The sequence below is a fragment of the Enterococcus sp. 7E2_DIV0204 genome (assembly GCF_002140855.1).
Taxonomy (GTDB): Bacteria; Bacillota; Bacilli; order Lactobacillales; family Enterococcaceae; genus Enterococcus_L; species Enterococcus_L lemimoniae.
Map to the genome: position 1 here is coordinate 1 of NZ_NGKY01000006.1, position 17,803 is coordinate 17,803.

General features: G+C 34.6%; 20 protein-coding genes. 3 read left to right on the forward strand and 17 right to left on the reverse strand.

Annotated elements, in window-relative coordinates:
- On the forward strand, positions 1-820 hold an 820-nt coding region (locus A5819_RS18545), incomplete at its 5' end, for a hypothetical protein (protein WP_086353106.1).
- 576 nt (positions 821-1,396) lie between these two features.
- Here A5819_RS18545 and A5819_RS18550 read toward each other — a convergent pair.
- From A5819_RS18550 to A5819_RS19975, 5 genes are all read right to left on the reverse strand, one after another.
- On the reverse strand, positions 1,397-1,603 hold the full coding sequence (locus A5819_RS18550; protein WP_086353065.1) for a hypothetical protein: 207 nt from the start codon (positions 1,601-1,603) through the stop codon (positions 1,397-1,399).
- Entirely contained in the window at positions 1,585-1,959 is a 375-nt protein-coding gene (locus A5819_RS20190; protein ID WP_086353066.1) for a DNA N-6-adenine-methyltransferase, read from the reverse strand. The genes A5819_RS18550 and A5819_RS20190 overlap by 19 nt, the downstream gene beginning before the upstream one ends.
- 7 nt (positions 1,960-1,966) lie before the next feature.
- Complete coding sequence (locus tag A5819_RS18560) at positions 1,967-3,091, reverse strand: toprim domain-containing protein (RefSeq protein ID WP_176271441.1); 1,125 nt, start codon at positions 3,089-3,091, stop codon at positions 1,967-1,969.
- Complete coding sequence (locus A5819_RS18565) at positions 3,088-3,738, reverse strand: hypothetical protein (RefSeq protein ID WP_086279609.1); 651 nt, start codon at positions 3,736-3,738, stop codon at positions 3,088-3,090. Before A5819_RS18565 ends, A5819_RS18560 begins: the two co-directional genes overlap by 4 nt.
- 351 nt (positions 3,739-4,089) lie before the next feature.
- Positions 4,090-4,749: a hypothetical protein gene (locus A5819_RS19975; RefSeq protein ID WP_086279610.1), complete on the reverse strand. Its 660-nt coding sequence runs from the start codon at positions 4,747-4,749 to the stop codon at positions 4,090-4,092.
- 604 nt (positions 4,750-5,353) lie between these two features.
- On the opposite strand from A5819_RS19975, the gene A5819_RS18575 reads away from it, so the two are divergent.
- Entirely contained in the window at positions 5,354-5,932 is a 579-nt protein-coding gene (locus A5819_RS18575; RefSeq protein WP_086279611.1) for a hypothetical protein, read from the forward strand.
- A 53-nt stretch (positions 5,933-5,985) separates the two neighbouring features.
- Here the strand turns inward: A5819_RS18575 and A5819_RS20040 are convergent, their stop codons facing one another.
- From A5819_RS20040 to A5819_RS18600, 6 genes are read right to left on the reverse strand one after another with little or no spacing between them, the layout of a single operon-like run.
- A complete protein-coding gene (locus A5819_RS20040) occupies positions 5,986-6,774 on the reverse strand; it encodes an N-acetylmuramoyl-L-alanine amidase (RefSeq protein WP_086279612.1) in 789 nt (262 codons plus the stop codon).
- Positions 6,752-6,985, reverse strand: coding sequence for a phage holin (locus A5819_RS18585; protein WP_086279613.1), 234 nt, complete (start codon positions 6,983-6,985; stop codon positions 6,752-6,754). Before A5819_RS18585 ends, A5819_RS20040 begins: the two co-directional genes overlap by 23 nt.
- On the reverse strand, positions 6,982-7,326 hold the full coding sequence (locus A5819_RS18590) for a hypothetical protein (protein WP_086279614.1): 345 nt from the start codon (positions 7,324-7,326) through the stop codon (positions 6,982-6,984). The genes A5819_RS18585 and A5819_RS18590 overlap by 4 nt, the downstream gene beginning before the upstream one ends.
- A gap of 22 nt (positions 7,327-7,348) precedes the next feature.
- Positions 7,349-9,091, reverse strand: coding sequence for a hypothetical protein (locus tag A5819_RS18595; RefSeq protein ID WP_086279615.1), 1,743 nt, complete (start codon positions 9,089-9,091; stop codon positions 7,349-7,351).
- Positions 9,092-9,105: 14 nt separating this feature from the next.
- Entirely contained in the window at positions 9,106-9,279 is a 174-nt protein-coding gene (locus A5819_RS19445) for a hypothetical protein (RefSeq protein ID WP_176271442.1), read from the reverse strand.
- Positions 9,279-11,282, reverse strand: coding sequence for a phage tail protein (locus A5819_RS18600; protein WP_086279616.1), 2,004 nt, complete (start codon positions 11,280-11,282; stop codon positions 9,279-9,281). Before A5819_RS18600 ends, A5819_RS19445 begins: the two co-directional genes overlap by 1 nt.
- A gap of 56 nt (positions 11,283-11,338) precedes the next feature.
- Between A5819_RS18600 and A5819_RS18605 the strand changes: the two genes are divergently transcribed.
- Entirely contained in the window at positions 11,339-11,881 is a 543-nt protein-coding gene (locus A5819_RS18605) for a DUF2441 domain-containing protein (protein ID WP_086279617.1), read from the forward strand.
- On the opposite strand, the gene A5819_RS18610 is transcribed toward A5819_RS18605, so the two are convergent.
- The 6 genes from A5819_RS18610 to A5819_RS18635 all read right to left on the reverse strand — a co-directional run bounded on the left by A5819_RS18610 (position 11,837) and on the right by A5819_RS18635 (position 17,793).
- The gene (locus A5819_RS18610; RefSeq protein ID WP_086279618.1) at positions 11,837-12,154 is read right to left on the reverse strand and encodes a hypothetical protein; all 318 of its coding nucleotides are present in this window, start codon (positions 12,152-12,154) and stop codon (positions 11,837-11,839) included. The genes A5819_RS18605 and A5819_RS18610 overlap by 45 nt on opposite strands.
- Before the next feature lie 17 nt (positions 12,155-12,171).
- Positions 12,172-13,098 carry a distal tail protein Dit gene (locus tag A5819_RS18615; protein WP_086279619.1) on the reverse strand — a complete coding sequence of 309 codons (927 nt, stop codon included), beginning with the start codon at positions 13,096-13,098 and terminating at the stop codon, positions 12,172-12,174.
- Positions 13,099-16,485 (reverse strand): tape measure protein, encoded by a 3,387-nt coding sequence (locus A5819_RS18620; protein WP_086279620.1) that lies wholly within the window; start codon positions 16,483-16,485, stop codon positions 13,099-13,101.
- A gap of 15 nt (positions 16,486-16,500) precedes the next feature.
- Positions 16,501-16,758 carry a hypothetical protein gene (locus A5819_RS18625; protein ID WP_086279621.1) on the reverse strand — a complete coding sequence of 86 codons (258 nt, stop codon included), beginning with the start codon at positions 16,756-16,758 and terminating at the stop codon, positions 16,501-16,503.
- 29 nt (positions 16,759-16,787) lie between these two features.
- Positions 16,788-17,198 (reverse strand): tail assembly chaperone, encoded by a 411-nt coding sequence (locus tag A5819_RS18630; protein WP_086279622.1) that lies wholly within the window; start codon positions 17,196-17,198, stop codon positions 16,788-16,790.
- A 61-nt stretch (positions 17,199-17,259) separates the two neighbouring features.
- The gene (locus tag A5819_RS18635; RefSeq protein WP_086279623.1) at positions 17,260-17,793 is read right to left on the reverse strand and encodes a phage major tail protein, TP901-1 family; all 534 of its coding nucleotides are present in this window, start codon (positions 17,791-17,793) and stop codon (positions 17,260-17,262) included.
- Between the last annotated feature and the right edge of the window lie 10 nt (positions 17,794-17,803).

Sequence of the window (17,803 nt, forward strand, 5' to 3'; positions counted from 1 at the left end):
GATAAAAGATGTTTGCGGAAAAGAATTATCTAGACAAACATTTTATAAATTTGTGAAAGGGGAAACAAGTACTTCAATTACAAATTTTAGTTATATACTTGATAAATTATGTGTCGAATTTGATGAATTTTTATTAATACAAAACGGATATGAAGAGAAAGAATACATAAAAATAATGAAATCCTTAAAAAAATTGTTCGAATCTAAGAATGCTTCCAAAATAAGCAAAATCAAACAATACTGTTTTGACAATAAAGACATGAATCAAAAATTCCTTCATCTATACTACATTAGTGATATACTGTTGGCTAAAATCTTAGATATCCCCTTTGAAAAAAGTGCTACTTTGATGCAAAAATATTTAATTGGCGTAAATAGTTGGACTCATTACGAATTGGTTCTCTTTAACAATATAATGTTCGTTTTCAATTCTGAAATGATTGATGCTATTATTAACAAATCTACCTCTAATCTTGAAAAATACGTTCAATTAAAAGGGTATGGTAACGAAAATATTAGAATGCTCCTAAATGTTTGTTTTCTACTTCTTCAAAGAAAAGAACTAAAAAAGTTAAGAAAATATTTTAACATTATTAAAGAGATAGACTTGAGTGAAGATGCTATTTTTGAAAGATGCTCGATTCTTTTTTTAGAAGCGCTTATAAATTTTATTAATGAAGAAAATAATGCTGAAAAACAAATTATAAATATCCTTAATGTTTTCAACACCTCAAATTCATCTAATATGTATTCAATGTATCACGACTGCTATATTCATGTTAAAGAGAACAAAAATGATTTTCAAATGCTTATTCTTTAATTTAAAATCGCTTTTTAAAAATTGAATGATGATTCAAATTTTTAACGCTAAATATAAAAAGCTGAATCTAGTTTATAATCACCCAGTTTTCTTTTTCGCTAAAATAATTTTAAATTATGAGTTGTGTTGCTTTTATTTGTTGTTCCAAATATTTAACTGGTATTTCTGCAAATTCTTGATCCTATTAATTGTTAAATACTGGATCAACTCATTCGTAAAAACCTCCTCTTTTCCTATTGGTTTGAAAGGTTTTTCATTTTTTTTAGTTTCAATGAATAATTAGTTTTCTCCTACCTACGTTAAAAACTAACACTACCGCAATTAATACATCAAAGAAATTAATAGCAATTTAGGACAAGTTTTTTAACAACTATAGTCTGCTTTTTTCAGATTACAAAAAAGCCTTAGAAAAAATTTCTAAGGCTTCTACTAGTAGGAAGCATCACTTCCTCAACCTAACGTAGCTCCATATTTGTATCAGTATACACATTAATTTTTTAATCTTACATACTCAAATAAATTAGCTATATTATAAAGCTAAGAAGATACAATACATGATTGTTAATAAATTTTTATCTACATATCTAAAGTTTGTTGTTGAGAAACATTATTCTTTTTTGCCGAATCAGTTACCAATTCAATTGCAACACTATTTTCATAATTATTAGGAATACACCTATACATTCCTGTTCTAAAATCTTTTAAATAGTTTGTATTATATTCTGAATTTGTATGTCTCAGAATAGTATTTATCTCGTGTTTCCCTAATATTTTCTTTTCCATAAACAAAATATCCGTATCATGAAATAAATGTTCAACTCCAAAATTGTACAACTTGTTAGCAAAATCAATAGACAAATAACACCAGCCGTTGATTTCAGTGATTCGTAGTAAGCCTTATTGACAAAATCTGTTTGGATGGACGGTGCATGTGGTGGGTTACAAAATAAATTTCCCAAGCCAGACCAATTTTGTCTTAGTGCATCCTCTTTTCTTGTGAAAAAATTTTTGCATTTGGCATTATCCTCATTTGCAGCTAGATCAAAATCAAAATGATAGATACTATCTAGCAATTCAAATAGCTTTGGTGGCGTTTCCCATTCTTGGTAATACTTTAGTTTTTCTTTACTAATAACTATTCCCTCCTTATAAGGTTTGTTCTAGTTGTATTTTTTGTTTTTGATCCACTTGATTGTACTGATGAAAATCTTCTTTATCCATCGCATAAAACCCATAATTTTTTAACAAAAAATCCATTTCTTTTGTGGAGTCGGCCTCAAAAGAAAGCTCTTTTTTTGTATCAGAAGAACTTTTTTTGAAGATATTCAATTTTCCATTATTGTATTGAATTCGTGCATAAGTCTCTTCACCATCAAAATACGTATATTCCGTTGATTGTGCTTTGAGTACATCGTTCCAATCACTTATTATAGGTGCTGTTACTGGCTCATAATAAAGACAATATGCTTCATAGACCCTTTCAATCTTACTTCGTATTTTAATTGCTCCAGATATATTATTTTTCTGATCTAATAAACGATTCATACTAAGCTTTTCTATGAATAATGATTGTTGCATTGCATGACTTAATTTTTTACATTCTTTTTCCAAATTAATTATTTGTGCATTTTTACTATTTGCCTTTGCATCGCCAAAATACTTATCATACTTCTGATTATTCGACAGTATGTTTTTTTCTGATAGATTCGTAATTGCCTTATGAATTGCAGCCATAAATCGCCAATCTGTTATTCGTTTATCTGAGTAGGATTGAGTCACTTCTCTACAAATCTTTTGATAAACATCTATATTTCTTTGAGGAATTTGAGAATCATTGGGAACATTATTAAAAAAAATAATGTCCAAGTGTTCCTCCTTTTCCTTTTGGTAAACAAAACTTTTCCCGATAAATTTCTCTAACATTTTTTGTCCAGCAATATCGTTATCACTGCCAATATAGACACCATTAAAAGGTAATTGCTTTTTTGACAGATACATGTAATTCATAAAATTGTACACAGCTTTTTCTTTCGTTCCTTCTGTACTTGCTAACATGCAATTTCTTAACTCCTTATTTAATGTCCAATAACTTAATAAGTCGATTGTTGATTCAAAAATATATAGCTTAGTAGGTACGCCTAGAGAGACATTAAAACCAAAATTACGCTCAGAATTATAGGCAATTTTTTTGATTGTTCCTCGTTTTTCATTTACTTGATAATCAATAATAGTACCTTGAATAGTTGCTCCAACTGATTGTCCATCTTTCACCCAAACAAAAATACATTGCTTACACTCTGCTCTAGAAAACTAGGTTTATCATCAAAGAAGTTAGCAATAAATCCTTGTGCTATTTGTTCAATTTCTTCTTGTGCTGAAAAGCTTTCATCAACTTTCTGTTCCTCTTTTACTTGTTCTTCTTGTGGTTTCATATTAACAAGTTCTTGCTTTAATTCTTCCTTATTTTCATTATGTTTACCTGAAAAAAATACATACTTGCTGCAATCCCAAACACACAGACGATCTCTATCATCGTAAACATATACAAATGGTTCATTATTATGCTCAAATAAACTGTAAACTACATTAGCATATGAATAGGGCTCTTCATCTACGCCAAAATCTATCTTATTTAGCTCCCTGTAAAGCTTCCGCTTTTCTGTACTATCAATTTTAGTGATTAATCCGTGATCGTCGGCAAAATTAATAATCTCTAACACACTTGGAATATGGTTATAAGTTTTTTCAGCACGTTCATCTACTTCAAGTTTTACAAAATCAGCACTTCTTATTTTCTCAGGTGAATAAATTTTTTCGCTTAAATATAAGCCCTTCTCAAACAGTATTTCTGTCACTTGGTAAATAGTAGTATTAAGCTTTTCTTCTGCTTTTAAACTTTCAATATCTTGCTCAACCATTTTACTTTCAAAAAAGTTATTTTCCTGCTGCTCTAATACTCGTTTAATTTCTGCTTCAAGTTGTTTTAATTGGTTGTGTTGAAAAATCCGTCTAAAAAAATTATCATGTAGCTGATTCCATTCTAGATATAGTTATCCTTCTTTTTCCACTAAAGTGGCATATTCCTTAGTAAATTTCTTTCTTTTTTCATCTAGTTCTTCTAAAGAAACATTCACTGGACACCTTCTTTCTTCTAAAGTTTAGTTCATTGACGTTTTTATCCTTTTGAAACAAAAAAAGAGCCAGATTTTTTTATGGAAAAATCTGGCTCTTAGAATAATGGTCAAAACATATATTCAATTATACTATCACTAGTTATTGTTTTTTAAATTTTTCTTGATCTTCCTCATTTTAATCTCTTGATAATCATATCCTATTTCAGCCATCAACTGCTCCCATGTTTTGTCAGTTTTACGCATAATTGTAAAAACAGAAGGTAACTCATTGTCATCATATAACTCATTAAACTTGGTCATAGACAAATCAGATTCTAAATTCAATCGAATGATTTCTGATTTTAGCTTCGTTAATAATTCAAAGTTTGTTTCTTGTATTACGTGAGATTCCTTGTTCTTAAAAAAGGCTCTAACTCTTTCTCCAAACCTCATTCGTAAAGTATAGAGACTAGGCATATTATTTTTCCCACTAATTTTTTCATATTGATGTTGGGATTTTATCTCTTTTTCAGAGATAAAAGTTGTAACAAGAAGCTTTAATTCCTCATCAGAATATCGATACCATTGTTCCTTATTGTAAGTTGGCTTTCCTAATTTATGAAGAAGTCCCTCCCAAGAACTAAATCGCTCTCGAATGAACCAGAGACTTGGAACTGCTTGAGAATGCTTTTTCTTATACTCTTGGTATTGTCTGCTTGTAAAAATATTTTCCTTATCATGAATACTACTAATAATTGACATCAATTCTAGATCGTTTTTTTCCTTCCAAACAATCCTCTTATCATTAGTTTTCAATATTTCCGCTCCTAACTTTTTATTAAACCAGTAAAATGTATCCATTTTTGCAACGTGAAGAGCGCTTGGTAATATTCAGCATTTTAGCAAGCAAATTCTTCTATTTGCAAAATTCGGTTGAATAATTGGTATTTTCCGAATCCTTTTTGCAGTCAATATTTTGGATGAAAACAGGAGTTTTTTGACTTCCTAAGTAGTCAAAATGAAAAAATTGAGGGCAATCTCAGATTTTTTTCATTTCAGAACATTTAAGACAACAAAAAACCCCTTGATATCAAGGGGTTTCACACGTTAGACAATTCGTTACATCTTAATTTTCTCTTAGCGTCTAATTTCTTTAATACGAGCTGCTTTACCATGTAATGCACGAACCCAACTATGGACTATTCAAATATTAACTAATTGTTATTCAATTATTGCCACAATGGGCTTTTTGTTTAAGACTGGTTATTCAAATAACTTCATTTTTTGTTAACTATTATTCAATTTTTGCCCCTTTTCTGCCCCTTTCGAATTGTTGTAAAACACTAAAAACCAGTTATCTGTTTAATCATAACGTTTTGTTTGATATACTTATTTAGAAAATTATCTTAGGAGGATTAACATGAAAAAAGTAGTTTACGGAGTTTTATTAATTGCAGTATTTGGACTTACAGCATGTGGTAATGATAAAAAGGAAACAACTTCTAGTAGTAAGGTGGAACAATTAGAATCTAGAGTTAAGGAATTGGAAAGCTCTTCTAGTTCAGAAACCAAAGAGAACAAGCAAGATAAAGAAGAAATCTTATCGGATATGACATCGGATACAAACAAAAAAATTGTAGGGGCTTTTCTTGATAAGAATTTAACACTAGAGCCTCAAAATGGAACAAAAACATATGAATACATCCCTGAATCCTATGAAGCTGAAAACAATCCAACCCATTCGATTAGTCAAATGGGCTTCGATACAGGAAATTTAGAAGGAGTTAGTGGTATTGGTATAGAAACATATCAATCAATCGAAGACTTAAAGAATGGGGAAAAATATTTACAAGAAGTATCTTCTGGTCCTCTTTACATGGCGACTAATGATAAAATATTATCCCTGATGTATACTTATCAACCAAAAGACTCTACAGGTAAAGCAAAAATGGATGAAGAATTCGCAAAATACAAAGAAGTATTTGAGAAAATCGAATAACAAAAAAAGCCTACCTCAATTAAGAGATAGGCTTTCATTTTACTGTTCAAAAACTATAACTTAACAACCTCAGTTGCCTTTTCAATCATCAACAAAGCAAAATTGTCATGCTGATAAACATCACGCTTCGTGGTATGACCTGTTCTTGTTAATAGTAAATCCGCATTATCTACATGTAGCCCAGTTGGTAAATACATACGCTTGTTCCCAAATACAAACCAAATCTCGTCTCGTCCATTTTGTAATTTTTTAATATAAGTAAACATGATATCATCATCCTTTTCTTTTTGTGGTTTTTGTTCTTCCGTGTTATTAGTGTTATTTGCTTCATTTCCGAATCCTGTTGCTAAATCTTTTTCAAACTGATCAACAGTGATTCCCCATTTATTTAAGTATGGGTACGGATCAATATGATCACTTTCATTCCCTGGTTGGTTGTGCGTGCAAAACATATGCGTTTTGATGCCTGCTAGAACTTTTGTATCAAGTGTACATGGAATTCCAGCTTCTTTTGCTAACTGCCTTAATAAATCGACATATAAACGATAATCTCGATCAAACTCCGCTCTATTCGCATGACTCTCAATTAACTCGACAGCAGCATAAGTTTCGTAGTTCCAGTCGCCGCCAACATCGTAAGCACCGCGACCTACTTCTGCAATTTGGATAATCTGACCATTACCTACTACATGAGTAAAAAACGCTACTGGTTTATTATTAGTTTGGTTGTCTGCCTCGTTTTGAACAGTAGAATTCGGGTTCCCTGTGCTGTGAGCGTGCACTTGACTATAAGGAGCGTAGCCCACTTGGGGCGTTGCTCTAATCTGACGTTTGATCTCCATTGCTGTCATCTCCTTCTTTGTTGTATTGGTTAGTACTATACAGCATAGTTGCACCTAAAAATGTTGTAATGGCTGTAATAGTGATTACGGCTAAATCGGTACTCTTCCAGCCATAAGCCTTTCCTAATGAGCCAATAAGCACACCTAAAGCTGGTAGCACAACTGATACCGCCCACTTCACTTTTTTGTATGTTTCATCTGACATTTTCATCTTTTTCCCTCCTTCTTGTTTGGTAAATCCAATACTTTTTTATACAATGCTTCTCCTGTTCCGTTACCGCCTAAACCACGATATCCACGCCATATATAATCTAGGTTTTCTAGATCATCCACAGCAATCCAGCCTTGTTCTAAAAAATGAGAACATTGCTGATAAATCTTGTCGTGAAGTAATGCCAAGTTAGCATCTTCTAAAAGTTTGAATCTTTGTTCCGTTTGTTGCTTAGTCGTTTTCAATTGTTTATATATTTTAGTAGCGATCGATAGAATTCCTCCTAATCCAATCGCCACAAGAAAACTATTCACTTCCAATAATTTGTCTAAAACTTCCATTTGCGCTCCACCTTACAACTTATTAATTTGGCCATTCATCATTTGTCACCCACATGCCAGATATATAGCTACTGCCATTCCCTGATTTAGCTTGGATAATATTACTTTGATCAATGACTGCTCGTGCATCTGCTGATTGATTTGCATTTCGTGTTAAAACAAGCGGAATCTGTGCAGGTAAACCAGAGTCACGTCGATAACCAGTTGGCACTTTTATAATCCATCTAGTTTCAACTCCAGATGCCCAATTAGAACACTTGAAGTTAAACGCCACAAAAACTAGATTCCCAATCCGGGTAATTAATCCATTAACTTCTGTGATGTTGTTTAAATCAGCTCTATCAGCATCTGTGATTGCTTTACTTACATAACCTGCCGTAACTGGCAATCCGCTGGCCTGTAATCCACCAGTAAAATCTTTAACACCAGCAATAAATTGATCACCTGTTTGCGTGACTGCTTGCCCTTTAATCGCATCAGAAACGTTTTTAGGGTGCATGTATTTAGTAGAGCTAGTACCCGCTACTGCTTCACCGTCATTTGCAAAGCTATAGTTTCCAACATTTTCTAAGCCTACTTGCTTTTTGGTTACCCCGTGTGGATTATTTTTATCATCGACATGATCATCAATTTTCTTATTAATATCAGCCGATTTAGCAAAGCCTGACTTTTCCAAGATGTCTTGTGCATTTACAGAGAGTTCTATTTGAATGCCACTATAATCAGTTTCTATATTTGAAGATGTTACACCATTTGATGGATCGGTATAGTTTATTAAATGGACAAAACCTTCATTCGTGATAAAGTTTTTATCATTGATTTGCACTGCAAAATCCTTAAACTCTGCCGCAGCCTCTTGAATTTGAGTGCTCCATGAATCACTTGATTGTAAATAAGTGGACACTTTAATATTTTTATTGTTTGGCGATGTACCTTTTAATCGTTCGTTAATTGTAAAAGAAATGAAGTTATTCTTGATAAAAGTTACTGATTGTTCTTTGTCCATACCTTCAAAAATTTGAGGGATCAACGCTTTTACAATTTCGATAATGTTGAATTCGCCTCGTTGCTGAGGAATAACGCCACTTTGAGTTGATCCAGTACTAACACCAGAATCATCACGACTTGCTAATTTATTATAATCAGCTTGTGATACCTCATTCCATGTATCGGTTGGCTTTTTTAATGTCTTGGCGGTAAAATCTGAGAAATATTTATTTGGATTAGTTGCTGTATTGCCAGCAGTCTTTCCTACAAAGTCCATCATAATTTTAATGTTGGAATCCCCAACGAGTAACGAGATTCCTTCTGCTTTAGTCATACGATTGGCGAAATCTATCTGTAAACGATTGGCTAACGTAGCTTGCTTAATGCCTTGTGTATCGGTACGGGCTTGTACAATCTCAGGGTTACTGTCACCAGATTCTGCCACCAATTGATCAAAATCATTTCTCAATGTATCAAACTCTTGTTTATTGTTATTTGCTGTAGAAACGGCTTGATCAGCGGTAGTGATAGCTGTTTTAGAGTTTGACAATGCCTGATTAGCCGTTTCATTAGCTTTATTCCCAGCTTCTGTTGCAATCTCAACTGCTTCTTTTCCAGCTTCATCTGCAATTTTTTTAGCTTCGGCAATCCCTTCTTTTAATTGATCTTGATAATCATTAACTTTCTCTGATGAAGCATTTGACTGATCTAAAATCGCATTGATCTTTACACGCCCCTGGTTGAGCGTGTCTGTTTCTTTAATTTGTTCAACTGCCATAAATTTCCACCCCTTTAGTCTGCATCAATATATTCGATAGTAGATTTTTGTAAAATTTTGTTTCCAATCTTGATGAATGGTGTACTATTATCAATCAACTGTTCAAAATAATCGTCTAGCGTTTTTCCTGTTTTATCAGTAACCACGAATTCTTGTTGATCACTAATTAATTTAATTTTTAACTGCATTAAAACTGCCCTCCTAATTGTGATTGAATAAATACACGACAAATAACCTGCGCTTCAATCCTCGCAAGTCTGTTCGGTTTTATTTCGATTGTGTGGTTTCCTCTGGAAATCTTGCCACCAGTAGTTTTTCGCAAATAATCAACGATATTCAATCGTTGTTGACTTGTATCGTGTTGAGGAAGTGTTTTACCATCCACGATGATATCCACGCTATTTGCGCTGTTTGGCGCCTCGTATATCCCCCATTCAAGTGGGTGAGTATGATCTGGCAAAGTAACCGTATGTGTATGATTCGGAATAGTAACTTTGTGCGTATGGCTCGGTATACTAACATTGTGGCTATGGTTCGGTATTGGTACATTGTGTGTGTGACTCGGTATCGGAACATTATGAGTATGTGCTGGTGTAGTTATAGTATGCGTATGCTCGCCGCTAATCTCTTTTGTGTAAATTTCTCTATTCGTGCCATCTATCTTTAGAAGTGCTCCACTTCCCGCTTCATATTTAGTATCTTGCTGAATTGGTCCAGATGCACTAGAAGGTGCAAACATTAAATGCCTATGACTTCCTCCTGCACTACTTGTTTGTGTGCTCTGTCCATCAACTGAACTAGTTGCTGTACTTCCGCCACCGCCAGAACTTGTCGTAACTCCGCCACCACCAGAAGTGCTTGAAACAACACTACCACCACCAGCGGAACTCGTTTGTGTACTAGCTCCACCTGCTGATGTAGAGGTAACTTTTGCTCCTCCACCTTTTACAGCTTTAGTGTAGCCACGATACTTTTTAGTCTTAAACGTCAACTCAACGGTGTTCACATGAAATACATCATCATCCAAGTAAAACTCTATGATCGCTGGATAAGCCGCTTCGCAGTTATCTTGATAGCTGTAGTTCAAGATATTAGTAGCGCCTTGCGAATATGTTTCATTAATCTGTTGTTTCCGTCCAAGATCCGACATAGTTGTTGTAATATCATCTTTAAGATTACCTAAATCCAACTGTAGATTCTGTGGAGCGCCGAATACATCGTTTTTAGCTTCTTTCTTTATTCTTAGGTTAACGGATCCATAATCATTTGTATTGATCATTGCAACGCCACCTTTGCGGAGTTTATCCACAATGAGTGGGTCATCAGTTAATTTTGTTAAATCAGCGGCTGTTACTGACCAACTGACTTTCGGAATGGACCACTTACTTAGCATATTTATTGCATTGTCTTTTAAAGCTTGTGGAATAGTAAACCTCTGATCTACCCACACATATTCGACTAATCCATATTTTTCTATAGATTTTTTATCCTCAACATATGAAATACCATTATTAACTGATTTGATATTTATTTGATTAATTCCCTCACCAGAACCTAAAGGATAAACACGGTTAACTAAATTATTGGGATCTCGTTCAATCTCGAACCCTTGCATGTTATATCCTTCTTGTATTCGAGCAACCACTTCTGTTTGAGGTCTTACAAGTGACAATTCAAATGGATAAACTTGTGTGTTCCATTCCCATACATAATCTTCGTCAAACGCTTGAGGTATGCTGAAAAGCGCATCAGCCAGCCCGTTTTCATTTTCCCAAGCATAAGAAAAATATCGAGTAAATTCACATTTTTTCAATACCCAGTTTTTCGTTGTCTGTTTATTTAAGACATAATTAATTACATCAATTGTTTTACGGTTAACCAATTCATGGTAACCAAAAAGGACACTATCAAGCAGCGTCCCTAATGCGTGGATTGCCGTATAAGTAATTTTGTTATTACTAGCATCTTTCTGTATCTCAGATGGCATAACCCGATACAATCCAATGTATTCATTTTCATTGTCAGTTAGTTCTACCCATAGCATTTCTTGTAAAAATTCATTTTTATCATCATCTAGCGGCATTGTGAATTCTATGTTGCCTATTTGATTTTCAATTTTTTCATAGCTTACATTGTGAGCATTTTCGAGAATCGCTGTATATTCCCTTTTGAGGTTCATCGCCATTAACAAGCTATCACCCTCCTTTGTATGATATAATTTCGCTATAGAAAGCGGGGTGTTAAAATTTGAAAGCTTATCATATTGATAGATTAAAAATTCTTCAACCAGGTGATATTGTTTCCATTACTCCTTTTGAAAACATCACATTAAATTCTGATCTGAAAAAAGAATTGTACAACTTCTTTCCAAAAGGTCTTTCATTTCACGGTGTGCAGTATTTTACAATGCCTACTGACCCAAGCAATGCTGCAGCTGCAGTTTTTGAAACAATTTATGAATACCATAGAAGATTGTTTTTCCAAGCGAATATCTCTCGTATGGAATCTCTATTTGCGTGTCCTGATAAAGATTCGGTTAAAAAATGGATTGCCAAATTGAACTTAAGTCACGAAGATTATAATGTTCTGGAAGTAGATACAATGACTTCTTCTGTAGAAACCCACGATGCAGCTTTAGTAGCCGGTGGCTCTTTAGAACACTTATCTAACTTTTCATCACTACACACAACATCATGGGCAAATAATTATTGGTCAGCTAATTCTCAAATGGAACTACCAGAACTATTAATATCTCCCGCTTTTCAAGTTATCGATATATGCTTGATTTAGTTCTTTTAATTTCTCAGTAGAATCATATGCTTTTTCTTTAACATGGGATGAATAACTACTCAATTGAATCACAGCAAATCCACCATGCAACTCAATAAAATACTGTTTTGTTCGGGTACTAGGTATTCCTATTGTATTTTTTTGTTGGTCATCGTTTGGCGGTTTGACAATTCTTTTTATAATTCCATTTTTACAAACCTCTAACGGAACATCATGCTCCGAGTTAAGAATCACTTGGAGTATTTTTTGTATTTCTTTTAGTTCATTTACCACAGTGTTCACCTTCTTTTTTATAAATATCTATTTGGATATCTGATTGTTAAAGTAAAATTACTATCTTTTGCTTGGATAAATAATGGTTCATTTGGATAAATGTAGAAATCATTCATAGGCCTGATCATCGGTTTACCATTCTTAGTAATGTTGAATTTTTGCGTATCAATTAAAATCTCCGCATTATCAAAATCACCTAAATCAATAGTGTCATTTCGTGTTTTTATCCACACACCACGACCTGTACCTCTTAAAATGATTGTTGGTTTCACTTTTAACCCTTCAACAGTAGGGTAGATTTCGATAGGTTTTGATTCTTTCCCGTCATCCCCCATCAAATAGGATCTATTTTGGAACGTAATCATTGTTGATCCCCAGTATGCCCCACCCTCAATAACGATTGGCAACTCTACTGCGCCTGAGCCAGTGTTACCCATCATGTAATTAGCTTGAAAGGTAATGACTGTCGATCCCCACGTTACGCTTGTGGCATCTGATCGAGTATATTTGTATGGATCACTCAACAAAACCGTAAACGTGCTGACAACATGATTTACACCTTCAGGAACTGAATCAACATCTGACTTGCTACCGCTCCATATCATCTCAGGTTCATCATTAAACCAGATAACAACATCTTTCTCGCTAAATAAAGCAACATTCAAACGATTAAAACGATCGCGAAAATCTTCATTTGTTGGTGCATCTAATTCGTATTTTATAGTGAGCTCTCTATCAGGAATACGAGCATAAACATGTCGCATTCCGTCACGAATTCCCAATTGATAACTTTGTATTTCGGTTGCTGCTAATTCTCTTCCGGTAACATTTAATGTTCTATATCCAGGGACTACATTTTCTAAAAAGTCACCATTGAAATACATCGCTTCAGAAGGAAGACGTGTAGAAAGATTATGTTCATTTGTATCAGTAAAATCGTACATTTAAACTCTCCTCCCTAACGATGTATTTTTACTATTCTCCATTCTTTTTAGTTCTTGGCTCATCGGCTTAACAATGACCCTAGAGATTTCTTTGCCATCGAGGTTTACTGGCACTTCAATTGTCATACTGGATGAAACATCTCCAGCTAGCGACAAACTTTGCGTTCCGCCACCAAAAGAAAGATTAGTATTCAGGTTATCTAATGCTGGCATAGAAATCTTTTCACTTAGACGCTGCATTGATTTTTCTACAAAGTTTGAATATTTATCAATGCCGACTGCAACACCAGCTGGAATCATTTTTCCAACTTCATCACGCATTACACGAGATGGAGAATGGATATCCATTGCTCTTTTCATCGTACTAACAATTTGGTTAGCAACATTTTGAGCTGCCGTTAATGCGCTATTGGCATTGGCGTTGATCCCGTTGGCTAATCCTTCAATCGCGTTCGCTCCAATAAAATTCATTTCAGAGTTTAAGTTGTCCGTTGCGGAAATAGTTTTCGCAACAATGGATTCCACTGCTGTTACTGGCTTATCAGAATTTTTTTCTATACCGTTTGATAAACCTGTATCAACGTCCTCACCGATAGAATGGTATACTCGTGACGGAGAATGAGAATCCAAACCTTTTCTAGTTCCAGAAACCAAATCATCAATCATTTGGTTTGCTGTTTTAATTGGCAGTTTATTATTTGCTCCTATTCCGTTTTCTAGCCCTTGAGGAATAGATTTACCGATATCTGGAAAATTCGCTTTTTGGACTTCACCTTTCATATCGCTTCCCATTTGAGGAACGATCCCTTTAGTCATTTCTGCTACTGCATTTCGCCCGTTCTCAATACCTGCTTTAAAGTCTTCAGTGACGGTAAGTCCAACACTGTTAAAGTTTGTGCTTTTAATTTGGTTCATCAATGTATCTTTTTGAGTCGGGATCATATTGGCTATTTCATCATTAACGCCATTTATACCCAACTGATAACTTTCTTTCATACCTTGAAATGCTGTTTCTGGAGACTTTCTAAACACTTCGTTTAATCCTTGTAGTTGTTCATCTGATGAATTGACTAGTTCGGCAGCTTGAGCAGCTCCTTCTGGTCCCATTTTCCGTAATTGCTCAAGTAGACCTTCATCTACACCACGTCTTGCAAGTTCTGCTATATTGGTACTCCATTGGGCAACAGCTTCTTGATTCTTCTGTAAGTTGGCAGCCATTTGATCAACTGATATAGCTTGTTTCTGCTCGATCACATCAAAGGCACTACCAACTTTTTCTTCAAGCGAAGTATATTCCGAGCGCATAGCATCCATTGTTTCCTTGGTTTTACCACTCAGAGCATTGTACGATACTGTTTGATTTAGAACACCACTCTCCACGGCTTGACTTGCTCTTTGCATGGATTCTTCATGCGCATTAGCCGTATTGATTATTTCGCTTGTTAAATCTTGTTGTACACCTTTTAATACTTGCTCTTGCTCGCCTAATTTTTCAATGTTTTCTCGAGCTTCTTTTGTATTGCCACCAGATTCTTTTAGGGTTTGATTCCATCTTTCCCTAGCGGCATTTATTTCCATTAATTTCGCTTCATTGTCGTTACGCTCTTTTAACATTTGATTAATGTTTTCTTGGGCCTTGGAAGCCTCATCTAAAGAATTGTAAGCATCAATTTGTTGTTGAATAGTTTCTGGCATTTCCGATAAAATATTTTTTTGTTCATCATATGCTAAATTTAATCCTGACATTTTACCATTTAGCTCTTCAACAATTTCAACCATCCGCTTTTTCTCACTGGTGCTTAGCTTTTCCTTAGCAGATAACATTTCCATTTCAGAAATCATGGATCGATATTTTTCTTTGACATTACCTAACTCAATCGCTTCATCTTTTCTTGATTGGGTATTCTCTTGATTTTTCTTGATCAAGTCTTCTGTTGTTTTCGTTAGATTTTCTTGCTCTTTTTTTACAGCTTTCGTTGCTTCTGTTTCTTTATTAAGCCATTTATACAAATTTACACCTACTGCTACTAAAGCTCCGATTGCTGCTGTTGCCCAACCTATCGGACCAAGCAAAATCTTTATAGCAGCACTAAAAGCAGTTGTGGCTAGTGTAGCTAAACTAGTAGTTCCTGTTAAGATACCCATAATTGTATTTTGCGCTGCCAACAATGCCGTCTTTGCTACAATTAAAGCGCTATTCGCTTTAGTTACAATAGATTGTCTCAATTCTGCTTGGGCTTGAGCATTGGTAGCTAAAGTTGCTAGCTTAGTGGTAACCATATATAACTTGATAAAAGATTCTGTGTTACTGATATAGGTACCCACTTCACGAATGATTTTTAACGCAACGAACGAAGCAGCAAAACTTGCCATAGTTGGTAATAAAGGTTGGATAACTTTGCCTATGCTACTTACTACCGTTGCAAATACTTTAACTATAGGTATTGTCGACTGAATTGCTGTATCAATCGCTTTAAATGCGACATTAACAACATTTTTTAATGAATCTAAATTCTCAGCGATATTCTTACCAGTAACTGCTTTAGATAATTCATCAAAAGATTTAATGACAGTCGTAACACCCTTTACTGTGGCTGTTTTGATATTTGCCCATGATGTTTTGATACCTTTTGAGTTCTTCTTAGCCAAGTCTGCAAAACCGCCAACGCCTTTGTCTAACTCGATTAAACGATTATTAAACTCATTAAAAGTTATATCACCATCTTTTAGTGCATCGTATAATTGGTTAACTGAATTGACACCTTGCTCTTTGAATGATTTGGCAACCTTATCCATCGCAATAGGCATGGTTTCCTGTAATGATCGCCATGATTGCATATCAACTTCGCCTTTACCGAGCATTTGAATATATTGTTGCATCCCACGTGAAGCGTCTGCAGTTGACGCACCAGACGCAAGAAAAGCATCATTTAAAGCAATAGCCGTATCTGTCCCTTTACTCAAGCTACCTGTTGAAATTGATAATTGTTGCGTACTAGCTACAATTTCATCTAGTGACGTTGGCAATCCGTCAATTCCATCGCCTAATTTAGTCATTGATCTATCTACATCTTCTGTAGAGTATCCTAGAGCTTTCATAACTACTGGGTACTTGTTCAACGTATCAAAACGATTGATTGCTCCTTCTACTGAATCTTTAACCATATTAACGGCGGCAGATACCAACTTTACAGCTCCTACGCCTGCTCCAATTCCAAGAATAGACTTTCCTAGTTGATTACCTTTTGTGGTACTTTTGTCTAATCCATCGCCTAATTCCCCAGATTGCTTATTCATACCAGCCATTGATTTTTCCGCACTGTTCATTGTGCTACTGAACGCTCTATCTGTAGCAGTAAGTATAGCTTCAACTGAATAAGACTCCATTATTTTCCTCCTTTCCTATTTATTCGCTTTTCTTAATAGGTATATAGCTCCTGAATCAACCTTTTTATCAATCAAAGATTTTCCTAGAATTATTTTTTCTTGTTCCTCGTAATTGAAAAAATTATTGAACTCTTTAAAATAAGGTTCATGTTTTTTCCCTTTCGTTGCTTTAACTTGGTTGTTCATCCAAGATTGCAAATAAATATCTCGTTCTTGATCCAGTCTCTTTAGACGAAAAGCTAACATTCTTACTTCATATTCATATAAAGTCATTCTTTCAATTTCAGATATTTCTGTTAGTCCTAAATATCTGAAACAATTGATGAGGATGTTCTCGTAAGCTTCGGCTGAGTTGGGTTCTCCGTGTCGCTCGTCTTCAGTTCTTCCTTGAGAGCGCGGACCGCTAACTTTCCCGCATTACTTTCTTCTAAACTTTCGATAGTTTCATCAAAAAAAGCTTCAATGTCTTTTACGTTATCTAAAAAATCATCCACTTCATCTTTTGAAGGACGTGGATTTTCTGTGATTGTTGATGTATAGATAATATTTGATAATGTATCAATGTTTCCGCTAAGTAACTGAGGCAGTGATGTTGTTAATGCCATTCCTAAGTTCACGCCATTCCTAACAAGACCAAATTCCTTGTCTAATTCACGAATAAATTTAACACCGAAAACACAGTTATATTTCTTCTTATTAATTTCAATTTGCATTGCTTTTCCTCCTAAAATAAAAGAAGACTAGCAAATACTAGCCTTCTCACAAAATATTTATCTAACCTTCTGGGACTGTAGCTGTTTCTTTCGTTGTATCCTTAAATACGTATTGAACTACTTCTTCTTGATCTGCAGTTAATGTGGCAAAACCTTTAGCACCTTTACCGTTAATCCCGAATTCTAGAGAAACTTCTACCGTATCTTCTGCATTTGGTGATTTCCCAAATGAAGTCACATAACCTTGGAAATAAGTCGCTTTGTACTTATCAGCGTTCTCTCCTGTGCCTTTTTCCGCCTTGTTAATTTCCCAGATTTCAATAATCTCGTCATTGTCCAACGCTTCTTCTAATTGATCAACGTATGGGTCATTAGTTGATAAGATGGACGTTGCAGAGAAATCAATTTCTAATGAACCAGGAATACGAATCGGGCCATCTTTGGTTGCTACAGAATCACTATCTTTTGTTTTTGTGTTTTCATGTTCTGTTTGAAAAGCTAACTTCCATGCTGCTTCGTCTTTTGAATTTTTTAATAAACGGAAAAGCAAGATAATATCAATACCTTTAGCCGCTACTTTTGCTTCATTTGCCATTCTTATTCCT

Excerpts from the sequence above, each read along its gene's own strand:
- A5819_RS18550 (WP_086353065.1), bottom strand. The coding sequence starts at position 1,603 with ATGGAAAAGAAAATATTAGGGAAACACGAGATAAATACTATTCTGAGA.
- A5819_RS18565 (WP_086279609.1), bottom strand. The coding sequence starts at position 3,738 with ATGGTTGAGCAAGATATTGAAAGTTTAAAAGCAGAAGAAAAGCTTAAT.
- A5819_RS18575 (WP_086279611.1), top strand. The coding sequence starts at position 5,354 with ATGAAAAAAGTAGTTTACGGAGTTTTATTAATTGCAGTATTTGGACTT.
- A5819_RS20040 (WP_086279612.1), bottom strand. The coding sequence starts at position 6,774 with ATGGAGATCAAACGTCAGATTAGAGCAACGCCCCAAGTGGGCTACGCT.
- A5819_RS18585 (WP_086279613.1), bottom strand. The coding sequence starts at position 6,985 with ATGAAAATGTCAGATGAAACATACAAAAAAGTGAAGTGGGCGGTATCA.
- A5819_RS18590 (WP_086279614.1), bottom strand. The coding sequence starts at position 7,326 with ATGGAAGTTTTAGACAAATTATTGGAAGTGAATAGTTTTCTTGTGGCG.
- A5819_RS18595 (WP_086279615.1), bottom strand. The coding sequence starts at position 9,091 with ATGGCAGTTGAACAAATTAAAGAAACAGACACGCTCAACCAGGGGCGT.
- A5819_RS19445 (WP_176271442.1), bottom strand. The coding sequence starts at position 9,279 with ATGCAGTTAAAAATTAAATTAATTAGTGATCAACAAGAATTCGTGGTT.
- A5819_RS18615 (WP_086279619.1), bottom strand. The coding sequence starts at position 13,098 with ATGTACGATTTTACTGATACAAATGAACATAATCTTTCTACACGTCTT.
- A5819_RS18620 (WP_086279620.1), bottom strand. The coding sequence starts at position 16,485 with ATGGAGTCTTATTCAGTTGAAGCTATACTTACTGCTACAGATAGAGCG.
- A5819_RS18625 (WP_086279621.1), bottom strand. The coding sequence starts at position 16,758 with ATGACTTTATATGAATATGAAGTAAGAATGTTAGCTTTTCGTCTAAAG.
- A5819_RS18630 (WP_086279622.1), bottom strand. The coding sequence starts at position 17,198 with ATGCAAATTGAAATTAATAAGAAGAAATATAACTGTGTTTTCGGTGTT.
- A5819_RS18635 (WP_086279623.1), bottom strand. The coding sequence starts at position 17,793 with ATGGCAAATGAAGCAAAAGTAGCGGCTAAAGGTATTGATATTATCTTG.